Source organism: Rossellomorea sp. H136, from assembly GCF_056838065.1.
The window spans coordinates 1,257,698-1,274,996 of sequence record NZ_CM166371.1 but is presented as its reverse complement, the minus strand read 5'-3'; the positions used below and the strand labels follow the sequence as shown (position 1 = coordinate 1,274,996).

Here is a 17,299-nt window from a genome sequence, read left to right as displayed (position 1 = left end):
AGACTCCCCTTATATGAAACGTTCATAAGGAGAGTCGGTCAGGATTATAATTCAGGTTTGGCTTCAGTTGAAATTTTTGATTTTGACTTATCCAGAGACTTAATACCTCTGAAACTTACAAACGTTTTGTTTTCTTCATCCCAAAGCTTGAAACGTAATGATTTTAAGCTTGTTAAAAGTGAGATGGTTGGTACTTTTTGTAATGGTTCTGAGTTTTTATGTGCTTCTTCGAGTTTGTAGTTCGGTACTCTTGGACTTAGATGGTGAATATGGTGATAACCGATGTTACCTGTAAGGAACTGCATGATTTTTGGAAGCTTGTAGAAGGAGCTTCCTTCAACAGCTGCCAACACATATTGCCATTCTTTGTCTTCTTCGAAATACGAGTCTTCAAACGTATGCTGAACGTAGAACAACCAAATACCGATCGATCCTGAAACCATGAAGATGGATCCCTGTACAAGGAGGAATTCCTGCCAGCCCAGTGTTACACATAGAAGTGCGATAAGGGCCACGATGATCACGTTCACTAAATACGTGTTATTACGTTCTTTCTTACGTGCATTTTTACGGTTAAATCTATTTTTAAGAAGGAATACATAAATCGGTCCTAATACAAACATAACGAACGGATTGCGGTAAAAGCGATACGCTAAACGAATCTTAAGAGGTGCTGCTAAATATTCATCAATCGTCAGCGTCCAGATGTCACCTGTTCCACGCTTATCCAAGTTCCCGCTTGTCGCGTGATGGACGGCATGATCATGTCCCCACTGGTCGAACGGGAATAGCGTCAACACACCCATAACTGTTCCGACGATTCGGTTTACACGACGGCTTTTAAAGAAAGAGAAATGGGTACAATCATGAAAGATAATGAAGATTCGTGTAAGGAACCCTGCAGCAATCACGATTGGAATGAGTGCCAGCCAGTACGATACTGAAAGGCTTTGATACGCAAGAAACCATAATAGAAAGAATGGCCCCAGCGTGTTGATGATCTGCCATACACTTTCCTTTGTTGTTGACTTTTCATAAGGAGCAACTTCTTTTTTCAACGTTTTTATATTTGTCATGTCATAATTCCCTTCATTTAAGGCGTTGGATTCATTATAGGATAAGCGATATCATCGTGTTAGTAGTAGGTGTCATATGCTGGGTATGACAAATGTCATAAGGGAGAATTTGTCATGATCCCTCAATTGCTCAAATCCTTGATATTACTGGATTCACAATATTTTTTCACGATTCCAATTGGTTTTATTATTTTTTGAGATTAGAAAAATATTCTGGTTTGGGGGATTTTTTAGAGAGGTTTAATAAAAAAGTTCTTCAATATAACAAAAAGTCTCTTGTATAACCTACAGATAAAATAAAGAGGATGGCCCAAAGTTTTCTTTAGGTCATCCTCTTTTGTACTATTCACTCATTAAAAATCAAATTCATCAGGGTCTGGGCCACTGCGGAAGTCTTCATTTAATGCATCTAATTGCTCCATTTGTTCAGAAGTTAATTCAAAATCATATATCGAAATGTTTTCTTGAATTCTGGACTCCGTCATAGACTTTGGAATTGTGATGACTCCATGTTGGAGATCCCAGCGCAGTATCACTTGGGCGGGTGATTTACCATGGGACTGAGCAATCCCTTTAATGGTTTCATTGCTTAATAGCTCTGCATTCATAAGTGGAGACCAGGCTTCAACTTGAATATTATGCTTCCGGCAGAAATCTCTCACTTCCGTTTGAGTCAGCTTGGGATGCAATTCAATCTGGTTAATAACCGGAGTGATTTCAGCACCCTCGAGTAAATGTTCCAAGTGATGAACTTGGAAGTTGCTCACACCGATTGCTTTGATCCTGCCATCCTTATAAAGGGATTCAAGAGCTTTCCAGGACTTCATGTACTTATCTTTCCCAGGCCAGTGAATCAGATAAAGATCCAGATAGTCGAGTCCCATTTTCCTTAAGCTTTCTTCGTAAGCCGCGATCGTTTCATCGTAGGAAAGGCCGTCATTCCAAACTTTTGAAGTGACAAACAGTTCCTCCCGTGTCACAAGTCCAGCTTCAATCGCTTCATTGATGCCCTTCCCGACACTCTCTTCATTCCCATAAATCGCTGCTGTATCGATACTGCGATACCCCATTTTGATCGCTGACTGTACTGCTCGTGCAAGCTTAGGGCCGTCATCCACACGGAAAACCCCATAACCCAGTTCCGGCATTTTTATATTATTATTTAAAATGATAGATTTGACGTTCATACCTATACTCTCCTTTTTCATAAAATGAATTGTCCCCACGAGGAGAACATGGATATAGTATGAACGATGGAAGAGAGGTTGAAAAGTAGGTACTTTTTTGTGGGATAGGCACTTCAAAGTACCTGAAAAGGGACTAGCTGGGTTCCCATAAAAAAAAAGAGCATGGAAACAATCCTCCACACTCTCAATTCTTTATCATATGCAGACCAGGATCTGCCGGACAAATCTTCCTTTACTCACTTCACAACGATCCACAATCTCGAAGCCAGCTTTTTCAATATTCGCGTCCACATCTTCCAAGGTAACAATCACGACCTTCTCTGCAAATCGTCTTGCACTGCGGAGCATTTCAAGCTGCTCTTCATCTGTTATCACCGAACATAGATTGTAGGGAAGGTCGATTACAGCTACATCATAGTGATCCGTTACGTCGTTAATATCCTTTAAAGAGACATCCCCTTTGTATCCAAAATGAGCGATATTCTCTTTCACTCCATCGAGGATCAATGGATTGCGGTCACTGCCGACGATATCGATTCCCATGGATAGTGCCTCGACAAGGACCGTCCCTATCCCGCAACACGGATCGATCATTTTGATCCCTTCAGGATTCGGTGCTGCGATATTCACGACGGCTCTTGCCACACGAGTACTGAGTGCCGTCGAATAGCTATGTGGCTTTTTCACATGGTGCAGCCAAACCGCTTCATTTCGCACATACTTGCCAAACACCCAGCGATCTTTGGTCTTCATCACCCCGAACCAAATGTCTGGATCGACTAACTCGGCTTCACCCTTTAGATGCAATCCTACTTCTTTTTCGATCTTGCGAAGCTTTTTGAAGCCTACTCTATCCACATCAAGATTTTGAACAAAAACTACTTTGAACCCATCAAGTGCTTCCAATTCTTCTATTTCTTCAAGTAATTCTTGAAACTCATCGCCCTCGCAGATAATCTCGATTCTCTCCCGAATAAAAGGACTTCTGCTGGGATCTATTTTCACTGAACTTTCCAGAATGCTAGATTCAGAGCTCTTTCCAAATAACACTCTTCTTTCCAAGGCACATAGGGATTCTTCGTTCGGTTCCCAAGAATAATGATAGATATATTTTTTGGTTTCTATTACGATCAACTCCGTGTGATGATAAAAATGTTGTGTTGCATTAGACCATTGTAACATAAAAAAGGACCTGCCCCCGGCATGCTAATGCATTCATGCACCCGGGGTCAGGCCAGCAACTTTATTTAGTTTCCATCATGGTTATATATTCCTTCACCACTTCATAGACATACTCCTGGTTCGCAGATGCGGTTTCAGGGTTGTATGCTCCACCATTTGTCTTGTTATTGGACAGTACACGGATTCCCAGGAATGCTACATCATAAGCACCTGCAATCTGTGCTGCTGCAGCCCCTTCCATTTCCTCTACAGAAGTACCGTATTTCTCATGGAACCATTGAATGCGGTCCACTTCATTATTCCATACGTCGGCAGAACCGATGGTACCTTCGACGATCTTTCCATCGGTGTATGTATCCTTTACTGCTTTGGCAGCTTCAAGTAAGTCCTCGTCACCATCGTAGTATCGGATTTTCTCAGCATTTGGATCTTCCCCTGCACTGCCTTCAGAAGCCATTAAGTCCATCGGCTTCCAGACAGTTGGATCAATTCCTTCTTTATCAGCTTTATCAGCTGTTTTCAATGAACCCAGGTTAACGGTTCTTTCTCCTAATACGATATCAAATACATGCAATTCAGGGTCATGACCACCTGATGTTCCTTGGTTGATGATGGCGATCGGATCGTATTTCTCAATGGCTACCGCAGTAGCCGCTGCCGTGTTTTCCATACCTTTACCGGTTTTGGCAACGATGACAGGATAATCATCAAGCGTTCCTATGTAAAAAACAAATGATCCCGATTTTTCTTCTTTCACATTTTCTAATTTTCCTGCAAACTTTTCAGCTTCAATTGGCATTGGACCTTGAATCAGAATGGGTCTCTCTGCCTCTTCTTCCTTAGCTGCAGTCTGTGAAGTGGAACTGCATCCAGTAAATAAGGATAGTGCTAATACTGATAATGATACAAATAAAGCCAGTTTCTTTTTCATCACAATCTCTCCTTTTTCGTTTTTTCTTGATGGTGATATCTCGCTGTTTTGCCCAAAAGAAAAAGATCTAGAACATGTAGAGTGGTTTCTACTTTCCAGACCTTCGAAGTTAAAGTATACGTGATATTAAAGAATGTCCATCACAAAATGGCAACGGCAAAAAAGCCGTAAAACCGAATACTTCAACTCGTAGTCCAGTTCTTATAATGGGAACCAGGTAGAAACACTCAGACCATATTACCGAGGATATACGAGTACAATATGTAATTAGTACAGTATTAATATAACAAACTCCCTTTCGATAATCAACCAAAATACGAATTTTATTCAAATATTTTATTTTAATGTTCGTGTTTATGCGACCCCTCCCAACATAACCAGCATCTTGATCACTCTTTGATTTGATATATAAATAGAGAATAATATAATGAAAGAACGTTACACAAAAAACAATGGGGTGAAAAACATGAAAATCGGACTTATTGGACTGGGGGATATCGCCAAGAAAGCCTACCTGCCAGTTCTCTCTGAAAAAGAAGGAATCGAACTCGTGCTTTGCACAAGGAATCCCGAAACCCTTAATGCTCTTGCAACTAAATACCGGATCAAGGAACAGGTTCAGAGTGTTGAAGAACTGATTGCTACCAATATTGACGCAGCATTTGTAAGTACGGCTACTGAAGCCCACTTTGAAATAACGGAAAAACTACTCGAGAATGGCATCAGCGTTTACATAGACAAGCCGATTTCCTTGAACTTTCACGAAACCGAAAGAATCGTCCAGCTCGCAAAAGAAAGGGACAAAATCGCCATGGTCGGTTTTAACAGACGATTCATACCAAAAGTGAGAGAACTTAAAGAACAAGGCAAACCGAGCTTCCTTCTTATGCAAAAAAACAGATACGCTTTACCTGATTACGTCACCAGGTTCGTCGTAGAAGATTTCATCCACGTTGTAGATACTCTGCGATTCTTAATGGACACTGAGGTCCAGGATGTAAAGGTTCAGTATCTAAAAAAAGATGATATGCTCCACCATTTAGTCGTCCAGCTCATCGGCGAGGAGTGCACCTCAGTAGGGATCATGAACCGGGACGGCGGTGTGACGGAAGAAATCATCGAGTACTCCGCAGGCCATCATAAATATGTCGTCAACAGTCTCGTTGAAACGACTCATTATCATAATAAAGAAGTCCGCCTTTCTTCATTTGGAGATTGGGAGCCTACCTTATATAAGCGTGGGTTTTATGATTTAGTGGATCATTTCATAGAGTGTGTGGAAAATGGTACAACCCCTGACCCATCGATTGAGGATTCACTTGTTACCCATGAGATTTGTGAGAGGATCGTCGGGATGATTGAATAGTAGGACAGACAGAGGGGAAAGGGGATGTTGGGATATGGAATGCCCCTGTCCCCCCTTCCCCTTTTCTAAAACAAAGGGTTTTTCTCTATTTGCAACCAATGCTCAGACTTCTCAATCTCTCCAGCCAATTGCAACAGCAAATCCTCTCTGCCTTTTGCTGCCATCACCTGGACTCCGACCGGCAGCCCTTCAGAAGTTTGATGTATCGGAAGTGACATGGCCGGCTGTCCTGTTAAATTGGCCAACTGTGTAAAAGGGGTACGCATCAGGTTTTTCTGTGCTATCTGATCAACGATTCCTATCTTTTTCAACAGTCTTCTAAGTCCCAATTTCCCTATTGAACTGATCAAGAATTTCTCTGATTGGGTCGGTTCCAGTTCTCCTATCTTGGCTGGTGGAAAAGCTGCTGTAGGAGTAAGGTAGAAATCATACGTTTCATGAAATGTTTCCATTTGATAAGTTGCTTTGTCCCACTCCCTAATACTAAGGATAAATTCTTCAGCGGGAGTGGCCTTTCCAATCAAACCCAGGATCCAGGTGGAGGGTTCCACATCAGCGTAGGTAGCTTTTCGTCCCAGCACTTCTTCTAACGAAGTTAACAAAGCAGCGGTTTCACCAAAATACATGGTTAAAAAACTTCTCGCGATCTTATGTCCATCCACCGGCACCTCTCTTTCCTCCACAAAATGACCCATGGACTCTAGTAATTTAGCAGCTTTCACAACAGCCTTTTCGCACTCGGGATGAACTTCAGTACCTATGGGAGAAGCTATGGAATAGGCAATCCTTACTTTCTTGCCTAATGGAGTTTGCGACGCTTCCATGTATCTCCCTTCAAATGGTGGGGCATAGAATGCCGCAGACTTCTCATATGTTCTTAATTCATCCAGCATGGCAGCGCTATCCCTGACCGATCGGGTTAAAACATGCTCAACAGAGGCCCCTTGCCATGTTCTTCCGTAGGTTGGACCAACAGGTGTTCTTCCCCTTGTTGGCTTCAAACCAAATAACCCGCAATAAGCAGCCGGGATTCTGATAGATCCCCCACCATCGTTGGCACCCGCAATCGGAACAATACCGGATGCTACCGCAGCAGCTGAACCGCCACTTGAACCTCCAGGCGTATAATCCAAGTTCCACGGATTTCTTGTCGCACCGTGATGTGAAGGTTCAGTAACAGCCACTAAAGCAAATTCAGGCACATTCGTTTGCCCGAGAATAACCACACCTGCTTCCCGCAATCTCCTGGTGTACTCTGCATCTTTCTTCGCTCGGTAGGTTCGAAGTGATCTTGAACCTGCTGTCATAGGCTCCCCTTCTATTTCCTGAGTGATATTTTTCAATAGCATCGGTACACCCGCGAATGCTCCAGTAAGTTCTTTGTCTGCAACCTCCCTCGCCTGTTCATACATTTTATGAATCACTGCGTTCAACTTCGGGTTGTGGGCTTCTGTTTTTTTAATGGCCTCTTCAACCAATTCTTTAGGATGAACTTCTTTTTTCTTCACTAATTCTGCGAGCCCTAAACCGTCGTAGTTTTTATAATGAAAACCTTGCATCCTGCTCACCCCTATTGATTATGTATCTATGACTTTCTACATAATGGGAAAATATCCTTTTTTTAATAGAAATCAATAACACTGTTGACAAAAAAATACGGTAGTCACCCAATACAGTAGCACCTATGATTGAGGGCGGCGTCTTTATTAGAGTTTATCTGCCGATGGATACTGGTGTAAAAGACTCAAAAACCTCGCTTTAGATCAAGGTATGACAATGGTCTCAGATTACTTCCATCAAGATCAAATCGGGAAATCACCTGAAGACTTGCTGATAAAAGAGACGTTTTCTATTAAATGATAGTGGCGATAATAATACAAAAGCTCAAGTGATTCTATCACTTGGGCTTTTCTATGTAAGTGCTATTGTCTATCTCCATCTCTTCGCCAACGCCTCAATATGACCCGGATTTGTTCGGCAGCAACCACCAATGATACGGGCACCTGCCTCGTACCAAATTTCTGATTGCTCATCAAACGAGCACCCCCCTTCCTCCCCATGCCACGTTTTAGTCTCTGCATTGTAAGTCTCACCTGAGTTCGGGTACAGGATGATTGGTTTGTCAGTGTTTCTGCTTAGTACGCTAATCGCTTTATTCGCCGCAGGCATCGGTGTACAATTCACACCAATCGCAGCGATTTGTTCATCATCAATGAACTCGCGCGCGCACTCCTCAATCCCCGTTCCATCACTTATCGAATCACCATCCTTTAATGAAAAAGACAGCCAGGCACAGGTATCCGGAAATGCTTTCAAAAGAGAAGCTAGCACCCTTGCTTCCTGTAAGGACGGGATGGTTTCGAACGCCAGCAAATCAGCACCTGCCTCCACTAATGCCTCGATTCTTGGAAAATGGAAATCTGCTAAATGTTGATCACATACTCCATAATTACCATCGTATTCAGAGCCGTCAGCAAGGTATGCCCCGTAAGGTCCTACAGACCCTGCAACGATTGGTTTCGGCCGATTCGAATTTTCCATCTCTTCCTTCCAAAAGTTATCCCTAGCCTGTTTGGCAAGAGTAACCGTTTTCTTGATTAATTCCAGCGCTTCGGGTTTCTCTATTCCGCGCTTTCGAAAACCATCCACCGTTGCCTGGTAGCTGGCTGTAATCGCACAATCAGCTCCTGCACGGAAATAATCGGCATGAACCTTTTCAATCGATTCCGGATTTTCAAGGAGTACACGGGCAGACCAAAGGGGATCGTTTAAATCACAGCCATGGGATTCCAGCTCTGTGGCTAATGCTCCATCTAAAATAAATGGGGAATGTTTTTGTAAAATAGCATCAATGGGATTTAGCTTCAGTTGATTCGACATAACCTTTTCCTCTTTTCTTAACGTATTGTGTGAGATAATAGCTTCCATAACAAATGGCGATAAACGGGATTCCGCAATAAAGGGCTATCCTCTGAGTGGGCTCAAAGGCAATGCCGATACAGGAAGCGAGACAAAGCAGGAATGACGCAATGGGAACGAGTGGATATAGCGGCGTTCGATAAGCAAGGTCTTTCACATCGTTTCCTTCCCTTATGTACTGTCTACGAAATAGAAATTGGGCTGCACTAATGCTCATCCACACGATCACTACAGCAAGACCTGAGACAGAAATCAATACGATGTAGACCGTCCCCGGTGCAATGATGCTTGAAAGCAAGGCCAGCCCCCCTCCAAGCATGCTGCAAACTATCGCATTGAGAGGGATTCCCCGATCTGTCAATTTGGCAAAAACCGGTGAGATCATTTGCTTATCAGCCAGTGACCATAGCATTCTGGAAGAAGCATACAGACCGGAGTTTGCCGCTGATAAAATGGCCGTTATAATCACAAAATTCATGATATCGGCGGCATACGGGATTCCAATCCCTCCAAGCACCGCTACGAAAGGACTTTCCAATACACCGGCTGACTGACTCGGCAATAAAGCAGATAATACTACAATCGTCCCTACATAAAAGATGATCAATCTCACAAGCGTGGTGCGGATGGCTTTAGGAATCGATTTTGATGGATCCTCTGTTTCTCCCGCTGCGACCCCTATCAATTCTGTTCCTGAAAAAGCAAAATTGACGGCAAGCATGGTCATCAGAATGGCAAATGCTCCATTCGGAAACAACCCTGAACTTGTGATATTCGAGAAAAACGGAGCGGGCTCTGAATGACTGAGAGGGATGAATCCGACGATCGCGCCTACCCCAATTACAATAAACGCAACGATCGCAATCACTTTTACTAAAGAAAACCAAAATTCAGATTCAGCAAAAAACCGGACTGACAACGCATTAAGTCCAAAAATCAACGCAGCAAAGACTGCGCTCCAGATCCATACACTAATCGAAGGAAACCAACGCTGCATCATCAAGCCAGCCGCCGTAAACTCCGACCCCAATGCCACTGTCCATGACAGCCAATATAACCAGCCCACCGTGTACCCGGTCCCAGGTCCAATGAACTTTGCAGCATAACTATGAAAGGATCCCGTTTCTGGCATGTAGACAGAAAGCTCACCTAAACAAAGCATCACAAGATACACCACCAGCGCCCCAACCAAATAAGCAAGGATCGTCCCAAATGGTCCTGCCTGATGAATCGTATACCCCGAACTCAAGAAAAGCCCGGTTCCGATCACCCCTCCAAGAGAAAGCATCACTAAATGACGTGTCTTCATCGCTCTTTTAAAACTCTGTCCTGCGTTTCCCATCAAAAACACCCTTCCTTCTAAATATATTGTGGAAAAAGTGAACAAACAAAAAACGCACCCTGAACGAGTGCGTCACCGACAAATAAAAAGATTGCTCCTATCTATCAGGGTTTGAATCACCCGCTGGAATTAGCACAGTATCTTCACAGACCTGTTGCTGAGGCTTCAAAGGGCCAGTCCCTCCACCTCTCTGGATAAGAAATATGTAGATTTTTTAAAACTCTATCAATATATTGGAATAATGTCAAGACCATGAAACTGCTGGGTAGCCCAGCCTATCTGAATGTTACATTGAGGTGTAAAAAGGGAACAACTATATTAAAAAGGAGAAACCGCCATGCCAGAAGGTCCGGAAATCAGACGAGCCGCAGATTCAGTTGAAAGTGCTCTTAAAAGTAAAACCGTGGAAGATATATATTTTGCCTTCCCTCATTTAGAAGACTACGGGGATCTGCTAAAGGAGTCACTCGTGAAAAGGGAGGATTAGAAGGGAAAAGCCATGCTCATCCGCTTTGACAATGGGTACCCGATCTACTCCCACATTCAGCTTTACGGGAAATGGTATATCAGAAACCCGAAAACAAACCGCCAGCTCCGGTTGGCCAATGAAAATAAATCGGCACTTCTCTATAGTGCATCTGATATAGAGGTTCTTCGTGACGAAGAAGTGCCCGGGCACCCATTCGTCTCTCTCAAAAGTGGGACCCGATCTTTTAAGCGAAGAGGTATCAGTAGATGAGCTGATGGAACGGATGAAGGACAAACGATTCCGAAACCGCTGAACTCGAAGGATAACGTAAAAAAGAGGCTGGGACAAAAGTTTTTTAGCCTAAGTCAAACCCGAACAAACCTGCTTCTTAGTGTGCAGATTTGTTCGGGTTTATTATTTATTTTGGGTCCATTTGATTTTAGCAGTCTCCAGCGGTTGATTGGAGTGCAAGACGAAGACTCCTGCGGGAAAGTAGCTTATGTGAGACTTGTCCAGCTATAGGGCTTAGAGGCAAATGTCATAAGGCAGATCGTCCATGAAGGAAAAGAACGCCTTCAAGGCCGCTCCGCCTTATGCCAACCGCCTCTGAGCGAAGCCCCTCCGCTTTTCTACCCGCAGGCTTGTCGAGGAGGCTCACGGGCTACCCGCGGAAAGCGTAGTCTTGCACGGAAATCATTAGCGGTATGAAGAACCTACACTTCTATTGTTCGTATTTTTATCGTGGTTTTTTAGTTTTGTCCCAGCCTCATTTTCATATAAAACGCCATTTCTCACTCATAAATCCAAACTACCTGTCACTATTCCGTACTCCGGTTAATCGCTTCCTTCATGGAAACACCTTTCAATTTCCGGTGATTCAGCCATAGGGATACATAATACGATGCCAAGATGATGAAGAAGCTGATAAGGATACTTATCCAATTCAGCTTTACGGGAATCGTCACATTCATCTCTGAGGTGATCGAATTCATAAAGGCTGAAATCGATAGGAGCGTCACGGGAATACCTATCACATATCCAAGGATGATAAACCAAATATTGTAGCCTATCATCATGTCCATGATTGATTTCTCCCGATAACCGATGACCTTCATGAGTGAAATTTTGAATGAATTTTCTTCAATCAATAAGGAAATCAAAATATAGATGATGATGACAGCAATGATGGCAGCAACAAAGGCAATCGCTGCTACTCCATAGTTCAATGGCTTGATCATTTCCTTGAATCCGTCAATCGTATCGGATGATTTGGTTGTCGAAACGATCTTTTCTTTCGGTAGCGTGAGTTCTTTGTTTGAATAAATCTCCGTATAACTTCCTGAAGGATAGTCATTTAATTGGTTGAATTCCTCCAGAGGCATATAGATCATATTTCCAAGATACGATTCTGCTATGTGATCAATGGTGAGGTTAAAAGATTTGTCCGTCAATTCATTTGTCACATGAATCGAATCTCCTTCTTGAATCCCTAATTTATCCGAGAGTGATTTATTCATGATGACTGAATTGACCTTAAGCTCTCCCCCGCTGGAGTCCTTTAATCGAATGGCTGTATTATCTGATTTCAGGCCCGTAATCGTCAAACTCTCCTTATCTGTGGTAAAAGGAGCCACAGCTCCGATCTGTCCCGATTCAGGATGGTCAGTCTGTGGAGCTTTGAATAGATAGCTATACTCATAGTCGTACACTTGTTGAAAATTATCAGTCACCAGGTACTCCATCGAGTTCTTCGTGACGAAGCCGAACAACAATAATAATGTGGCGAATATCACACCGATGATCAAAAAGAGCGCTCTTGGAAGGTTTCGCATGATTTCCCGGATCACGAACTTCCGGCGGAACGGCAGCTTCTTTAGTTTAAATAACCGCTCCATTCTGCTTACTTTCACCTTTCGTTCCCCACCTTTTATTAAACTTACGGGCGGGATCTTCAAGACACGTTGAACCAAATAATAGGTTAACGGGATGAACAGAACAAGTGGTAACAATAAGCTCGTAAGCAAATAACCCACATGTGGCTTCACTTCTAATATAGGCAGATTATAATAAGCCGCAAAAGCTGATAGCAATGGATGCAAGGATACCCAGCCAAGGATCGTGCCCACGACACTCCCTGAGATGGCAAGAATCCCGGCATAGGAGAGATAATGACGGATAATTTCCCTTTTCCTGTAGCCAAGGGCATACAATGTACCGATTTGCACATATTCCTTTTTCATTAAACGCCACAATAATATGAGAATGATCACCATACTAATTAACAAAATGCCTATCGGAAGAAATTGTCCCATCTTTTTGACACCGGCAATATCCCCTTTGATGAAGGAAATGCGATTATTTTCTTTTTTATCTGTCCATTTGATGATCTGATTCGTTTGATTGATTTGCTTCTTCAGTTCTTCTGGGGAGGCAACTGAAAGGCGGACACTATAGTAAATCTGATGATCTTCCCATTTTGATACAACAGATTGTTTCACGATCGCGACACCGAATGCATCAGGATTTTTCAGAAAGCCCGTTTCTTCCTGTAATGGATAGATGTAATCCGGGATCGCCATAAATCCTGCAACACGAAATGTTTCCCCTCCCAGTTCAACCTCGTTTCCTATCGAAATGTCATGAGCTTTGGCAAAACTTTTATCCACTAAGATATCCCGCTCCGAGGACAGGTTTTCACCTTCCACGACAGAGTGGAGATTGACATCCTCAGTGGCATCCAACATCCTGAGTGTCGTATCTTTACTGTATGGGACATCCGCTACATACCTCTCGTCAATTTCGGCCCCATTCTGTTTTTCAATTTCTTTGATATCTTTCAAAGGCTGTTGTGTAATGAATTGAGCATCTTCAACCTTATTCTCCTTAAAAAACATCTGTAAATTATCAATGAGATTCGTTCCAGCTGAGGTAAATGAGTAAAACACAATGGAGCTGATCACGATCAGAAACCACGCAGAGAAAAACTGCGCCTTCTTTTCCATAATGGTCCGAAAGAGTCTTTTTCGAAGAGGCATCACCACTCCACCCCTTCAGCAGAGGTTTGATGTTCATTGACCAAGTCGGATTCAATTTTCCCATCCTTAAGTGTGATGACCCGGTTCGCCATGCTTTTGATCGCTTGATTATGTGTAATGATGAGGACTGTAGTGTTAAACTCTTTATTCACTTTCTCAATCAGCTGCAAAATTTCTTTTGATGTGCCGGAATCCAAAGCTCCCGTCGGTTCGTCACATAATAATAGTTTCGGAGCTTTCACGACAGCACGGGCGATCGATACTCTCTGCTGCTGCCCTCCGCTTAATTCACGCGGAAAGCGATCCTCCATCCCCGACAATCCAACGGCATCAATCACCTCTGGAATTGACAATGCCTTTGGAGTGAGATTCGCCGTCAATTCGATATTTTCATAGACCGTTAAATTCGGGATCAGATTATACATTTGAAAGACAAATCCAACGTCTTCCCGTCTATAATCCACGAGATGACGATCATTCAACTGGGTGATATCCTTCTCATTGATCTTGATACTTCCGGAATCAATCCCATCAATGCCGCCAATGGCATTCAACAAGGTGGATTTCCCCGAACCGGAAGGACCGAGAATGACGACAATTTCTCCCTCCTCCACTTGTATGTGAATATCCGTCAGAGCTTGAAATGTGGTTTGGCCGCTTTGATAGGTTTTATGAACTCCATTGATACTCAAGATGCTCATCTTCATTCCTTCTTTCCCGGTTTTATTTTCCCTTCAAATAAAAATCCTATATGCCTCGCCAGCTGTTCCTTGTACTCTTCGTGACTCATGGATTCGTTATACATGTAAAACATCGTATCCGACATGGCTGCACTAAAGATGGCATAAGCCGCTTCCTGTGGGTCAACCTTGACGAGAAAACAATCTGAATGGCTTTCGATCATAAACATGATCCATTTCATCATCTCTTCATCGATGCCGAATAACCCCTGCCTCAGGCGAATACTTTCCTCCACTTCCTCCGTCATCACGTGAAACAGCTCACGCCAAAACGCTTTCGGATAGTGCTGGAAAAACTCCGCAAACTCGTGCATGGCTCCAATCACACTCTGTACTAAATCACCTTCATCCTCGTATGGATCATCGAGTGCCCCCTTCATCTCCTCGGCTTCTTCTGTAAAAATACGGAGCAGCAATGATCCCTTAGAAGGAAAATAATTATAAATGGTCCCGGTTCCTACCCCGGCATCCTTTGCAATTTCAGCCATCGATGCCTGTTGGTATCCCTTCTCAGAAAAAATATGTTTCGCCGCTTCCATAATGTTCTGCTGTGTTTGCCGTTTTTTATCTTCTCGTAATCCTGCCATATTGTTGTTCCTCCTAAAATATGAACACGTTCATTTATGAATCTATTCATATTTTAGTTGGTATTTTTTTGAATGTCAAATAAGGCCTGCCTAAACACGTTAATTGAGCTAACGCGTTGGGGCAGGCCTGGTTTCATATTTATCGGGCGGGACGAACGGCTCTCTTCAATTCTCTCGCCGCTTCTGTGATGTTTTCGGCACCTGAAATGGCTGAGATCACCGATATTCCGTCCGCACCAGCATCGATGACTTCTTTGGCATTCATTGAGCTTATGCCTCCAATCCCCACAATCGGGATAGGAATATCGTTTATTCGAAAGCTTTTGATGATGTTCAAGCCATGAATTTTGACTGTGTCGTCTTTTGAAAGGGTGGGATAGATGGGACCAAGTCCTAAGTAATCCGCCCCATCGGCAATCGCTTGCTGCGCTTCGGCAAGAGTATGAGTGGAGACCCCAAGCCGTTTGTGACCGATTTTTTCCCGGACCATACTTGCCCTTTCATCTTCTTGACCGATATGAACCCCATCAGCCTCAATGGCTAAAGCCAATTCCACATCGTCATTTATGATAAAAGGGATCCCGGCGTCCTTACAAACCTTCTGCAATTTTTCTGCAAGTTTCATCTTTTCCTGTCCTTCTAAGGCACCCAAGCCTTTTTCCCGGAATTGAAAAAGGGTTATCCCACCTTCTATTGCTTGTTCTAACACATAGACCGGATCTTTCAGGCAGTTTGTACTACCCATAATAAAATAAAGAGTAAGAAAATCCTCTAATTGTTCTCGTTTATCCATCATTTCCTTTCACCTAATGTCTTGTTATTATAAGCCCAATGATTCGTCGGACCATGACCATTCCCAATACCAAGCGGGTTTTCAATGGCTGCCCGGATAAACGTTTTAGCCGTCTTGACCGCTTCCTTGATGTCCATTCCTTTAGCCAATTGAGCAGTAATCGCAGCCGAGAAGGTGCATCCTGTACCATGGGTATGAGATGTCTCGATTCTCGGTGAGACCATTTCCTCGAACGTAGTACCATCATAAAAGAGGTCGATCACCTGCTTACCATCGGCATGTCCACCTTTTATGACGACTGATTTGGCACCCATTTCAATCAGCATCTTAGAGGCATCTTTTCGATCGTCCAGTGTTTCAATCTTTATACCGGTGATTACTTCTGCTTCAGGTAAATTGGGAGTAATGACAGCAGAAAGCGGTATTAATTGTTCCTTTAATGCGCGAATAGCTTCATCTTGTAAAAGTTTGGCTCCGCCTTTTGCGATCATGACAGGATCCACCACAAGATTCTTCCAGCCATAATGATGGATTCGTTCACTTACCGCCTCAATGACTTCACCGGAATGCAGCATGCCCGTTTTTGACGCATGGGGTACAAGGTCTTGTCCAATCGCATCCAATTGCTGAACGATTCCTTCCATGGAAACTGGATACACGCCTTGAACGCCTAACGTGTTTTGAGCGGTTACGGCAGCGATGACCGACATCCCATAGGAACCAAGCTCGTGGAATGTTTTTATATCTGCCTGAATACCGGCTCCTCCTCCACTATCTGAACCTGCTATCGTCAATGCCTTATATACAGTCATGATACTAACACCTTTCCTCTTTAGATTCTCTCTACTTTTGCAAGTGCAGCATCTTCTTCACGAATGGAGGAAAGTTGATCGATGAATTCAATTTGAAAACTTCCCGGACCCTTTTCAGAAGTGACACCAGCTGCTTTTTCTGCTGCTATTCCATAAGCAGCAACTGCCGTTACAGCAGCTTTTAATGGATCTTTCTCAACGGCTGCAAACGCACCAATGACCGATGATAATAAACAGCCGGTCCCGGTGACCTTCGTTAAGATCGGATGACCATTCGCCACTGAATAGGTTCCTTGCCGGTTTGAGATGATATCGATTTTCCCGGTTATGACAACGGTACAATCCAATTGCGCCGCCACCTTTTGGGCTAATTCCACCGTGTCTCCCCCATCCGAGCCGACGTCTACACCTTTGATTGACCATTGTTCTCCTGCAACATGAGCCACTTCAGCGGCATTCCCTCTTAAGATGGAGACGTTTATTTCATTTAGGATTTTCCTTGCCATCTCGGTGCGGAATAAAGTTGCCCCTGCTCCAACCGGATCCAAAATAACAGCTATCCCTTTTTCATTTGCCGCTTTTCCCGCGATGATCATGCTATCGACGATGTCTGTCGATAAGGTTCCAATGTTAAGGACAAGGGCCCCTGCCAACTTCGCCATATCCCCTACTTCTTCTTTCGCATAGGCCATCACCGGGGATGCCCCGATAGAAAGCAAACCATTGGCCGTAAAATTCGTGACCACTACGTTCGTTATATTATGTACTAATGGATTTTCTTCTCGTACTCTCTGAACTAAATCATACATTCTCATTGTTCCTCCTTTGTCATTATGAAAGAAAGACGGGACCTGCCCCTG

At 43.4% G+C, this 17,299-nt stretch carries 16 protein-coding genes and 2 riboswitches; of the genes, 3 read left to right on the top strand and 13 right to left on the bottom strand.

Going from position 1 to position 17,299, the window contains the following annotated elements:
- Nucleotides 1-44: 44 nt before the first annotated feature.
- The 4 genes from desA to ACYH0O_RS06370 form a co-directional block, all read right to left on the bottom strand.
- Entirely contained in the window at nucleotides 45-1,076 is a 1,032-nt protein-coding gene (gene desA, locus ACYH0O_RS06385) for a Delta(5) desaturase DesA (protein WP_482631663.1), read from the bottom strand.
- 353 nt (nucleotides 1,077-1,429) lie between these two features.
- Nucleotides 1,430-2,263 (bottom strand): aldo/keto reductase, encoded by an 834-nt coding sequence (locus ACYH0O_RS06380; protein WP_482631662.1) that lies wholly within the window; start codon nucleotides 2,261-2,263, stop codon nucleotides 1,430-1,432.
- Nucleotides 2,264-2,458: 195 nt separating this feature from the next.
- Entirely contained in the window at nucleotides 2,459-3,445 is a 987-nt protein-coding gene (locus ACYH0O_RS06375; protein WP_482631661.1) for a TRM11 family SAM-dependent methyltransferase, read from the bottom strand.
- 61 nt (nucleotides 3,446-3,506) lie between these two features.
- Nucleotides 3,507-4,376, bottom strand: a complete 870-nt coding sequence (locus ACYH0O_RS06370) for a 5'-methylthioadenosine/S-adenosylhomocysteine nucleosidase (protein WP_482631660.1) — start codon at nucleotides 4,374-4,376, stop codon at nucleotides 3,507-3,509.
- A gap of 170 nt (nucleotides 4,377-4,546) precedes the next feature.
- Nucleotides 4,547-4,650: riboswitch (purine riboswitch) on the bottom strand.
- A gap of 153 nt (nucleotides 4,651-4,803) precedes the next feature.
- Between ACYH0O_RS06370 and ACYH0O_RS06365 the strand changes: the two genes are divergently transcribed.
- Entirely contained in the window at nucleotides 4,804-5,742 is a 939-nt protein-coding gene (locus ACYH0O_RS06365) for a Gfo/Idh/MocA family protein (RefSeq protein WP_482631659.1), read from the top strand.
- A gap of 65 nt (nucleotides 5,743-5,807) precedes the next feature.
- On the opposite strand, the gene ACYH0O_RS06360 is transcribed toward ACYH0O_RS06365, so the two are convergent.
- The 3 genes from ACYH0O_RS06360 to mmuP all read right to left on the bottom strand — a co-directional run bounded on the left by ACYH0O_RS06360 (nucleotide 5,808) and on the right by mmuP (nucleotide 10,003).
- On the bottom strand, nucleotides 5,808-7,301 hold the full coding sequence (locus ACYH0O_RS06360) for an amidase family protein (protein WP_482631658.1): 1,494 nt from the start codon (nucleotides 7,299-7,301) through the stop codon (nucleotides 5,808-5,810).
- A 370-nt stretch (nucleotides 7,302-7,671) separates the two neighbouring features.
- Nucleotides 7,672-8,622 (bottom strand): homocysteine S-methyltransferase, encoded by a 951-nt coding sequence (mmuM, locus tag ACYH0O_RS06355; protein ID WP_482631657.1) that lies wholly within the window; start codon nucleotides 8,620-8,622, stop codon nucleotides 7,672-7,674.
- Entirely contained in the window at nucleotides 8,591-10,003 is a 1,413-nt protein-coding gene (mmuP, locus tag ACYH0O_RS06350; RefSeq protein WP_482631656.1) for an S-methylmethionine permease, read from the bottom strand. The genes mmuM and mmuP overlap by 32 nt, the downstream gene beginning before the upstream one ends.
- A 94-nt stretch (nucleotides 10,004-10,097) precedes the next feature.
- Nucleotides 10,098-10,204, bottom strand: a riboswitch (SAM riboswitch).
- A gap of 136 nt (nucleotides 10,205-10,340) precedes the next feature.
- On the opposite strand from mmuP, the gene ACYH0O_RS06345 reads away from it, so the two are divergent.
- Nucleotides 10,341-10,490 carry a hypothetical protein gene (locus ACYH0O_RS06345; protein WP_482631655.1) on the top strand — a complete coding sequence of 50 codons (150 nt, stop codon included), beginning with the start codon at nucleotides 10,341-10,343 and terminating at the stop codon, nucleotides 10,488-10,490.
- A gap of 12 nt (nucleotides 10,491-10,502) precedes the next feature.
- Nucleotides 10,503-10,742: a hypothetical protein gene (locus ACYH0O_RS06340; RefSeq protein WP_482631654.1), complete on the top strand. Its 240-nt coding sequence runs from the start codon at nucleotides 10,503-10,505 to the stop codon at nucleotides 10,740-10,742.
- A 548-nt stretch (nucleotides 10,743-11,290) separates the two neighbouring features.
- Here the strand turns inward: ACYH0O_RS06340 and ACYH0O_RS06335 are convergent.
- The 6 genes from ACYH0O_RS06335 to thiM all read right to left on the bottom strand — a co-directional run bounded on the left by ACYH0O_RS06335 (nucleotide 11,291) and on the right by thiM (nucleotide 17,254).
- Nucleotides 11,291-13,507 carry an ABC transporter permease gene (locus ACYH0O_RS06335; RefSeq protein ID WP_482631653.1) on the bottom strand — a complete coding sequence of 739 codons (2,217 nt, stop codon included), beginning with the start codon at nucleotides 13,505-13,507 and terminating at the stop codon, nucleotides 11,291-11,293.
- Nucleotides 13,507-14,208: an ABC transporter ATP-binding protein gene (locus ACYH0O_RS06330; protein WP_482631652.1), complete on the bottom strand. Its 702-nt coding sequence runs from the start codon at nucleotides 14,206-14,208 to the stop codon at nucleotides 13,507-13,509. The genes ACYH0O_RS06335 and ACYH0O_RS06330 overlap by 1 nt, the downstream gene beginning before the upstream one ends.
- A 2-nt stretch (nucleotides 14,209-14,210) precedes the next feature.
- Nucleotides 14,211-14,834 carry a TetR/AcrR family transcriptional regulator gene (locus ACYH0O_RS06325; RefSeq protein WP_482631651.1) on the bottom strand — a complete coding sequence of 208 codons (624 nt, stop codon included), beginning with the start codon at nucleotides 14,832-14,834 and terminating at the stop codon, nucleotides 14,211-14,213.
- 139 nt (nucleotides 14,835-14,973) lie between these two features.
- Nucleotides 14,974-15,630, bottom strand: coding sequence for a thiamine phosphate synthase (gene thiE, locus ACYH0O_RS06320; protein ID WP_482631650.1), 657 nt, complete (start codon nucleotides 15,628-15,630; stop codon nucleotides 14,974-14,976).
- A complete protein-coding gene (gene thiD, locus ACYH0O_RS06315) occupies nucleotides 15,627-16,439 on the bottom strand; it encodes a bifunctional hydroxymethylpyrimidine kinase/phosphomethylpyrimidine kinase (RefSeq protein WP_482631649.1) in 813 nt (270 codons plus the stop codon). Before thiD ends, thiE begins: the two co-directional genes overlap by 4 nt.
- 20 nt (nucleotides 16,440-16,459) lie before the next feature.
- The gene (thiM, locus tag ACYH0O_RS06310; RefSeq protein WP_482631648.1) at nucleotides 16,460-17,254 is read right to left on the bottom strand and encodes a hydroxyethylthiazole kinase; all 795 of its coding nucleotides are present in this window, start codon (nucleotides 17,252-17,254) and stop codon (nucleotides 16,460-16,462) included.
- Nucleotides 17,255-17,299: the final 45 nt, after the last annotated feature.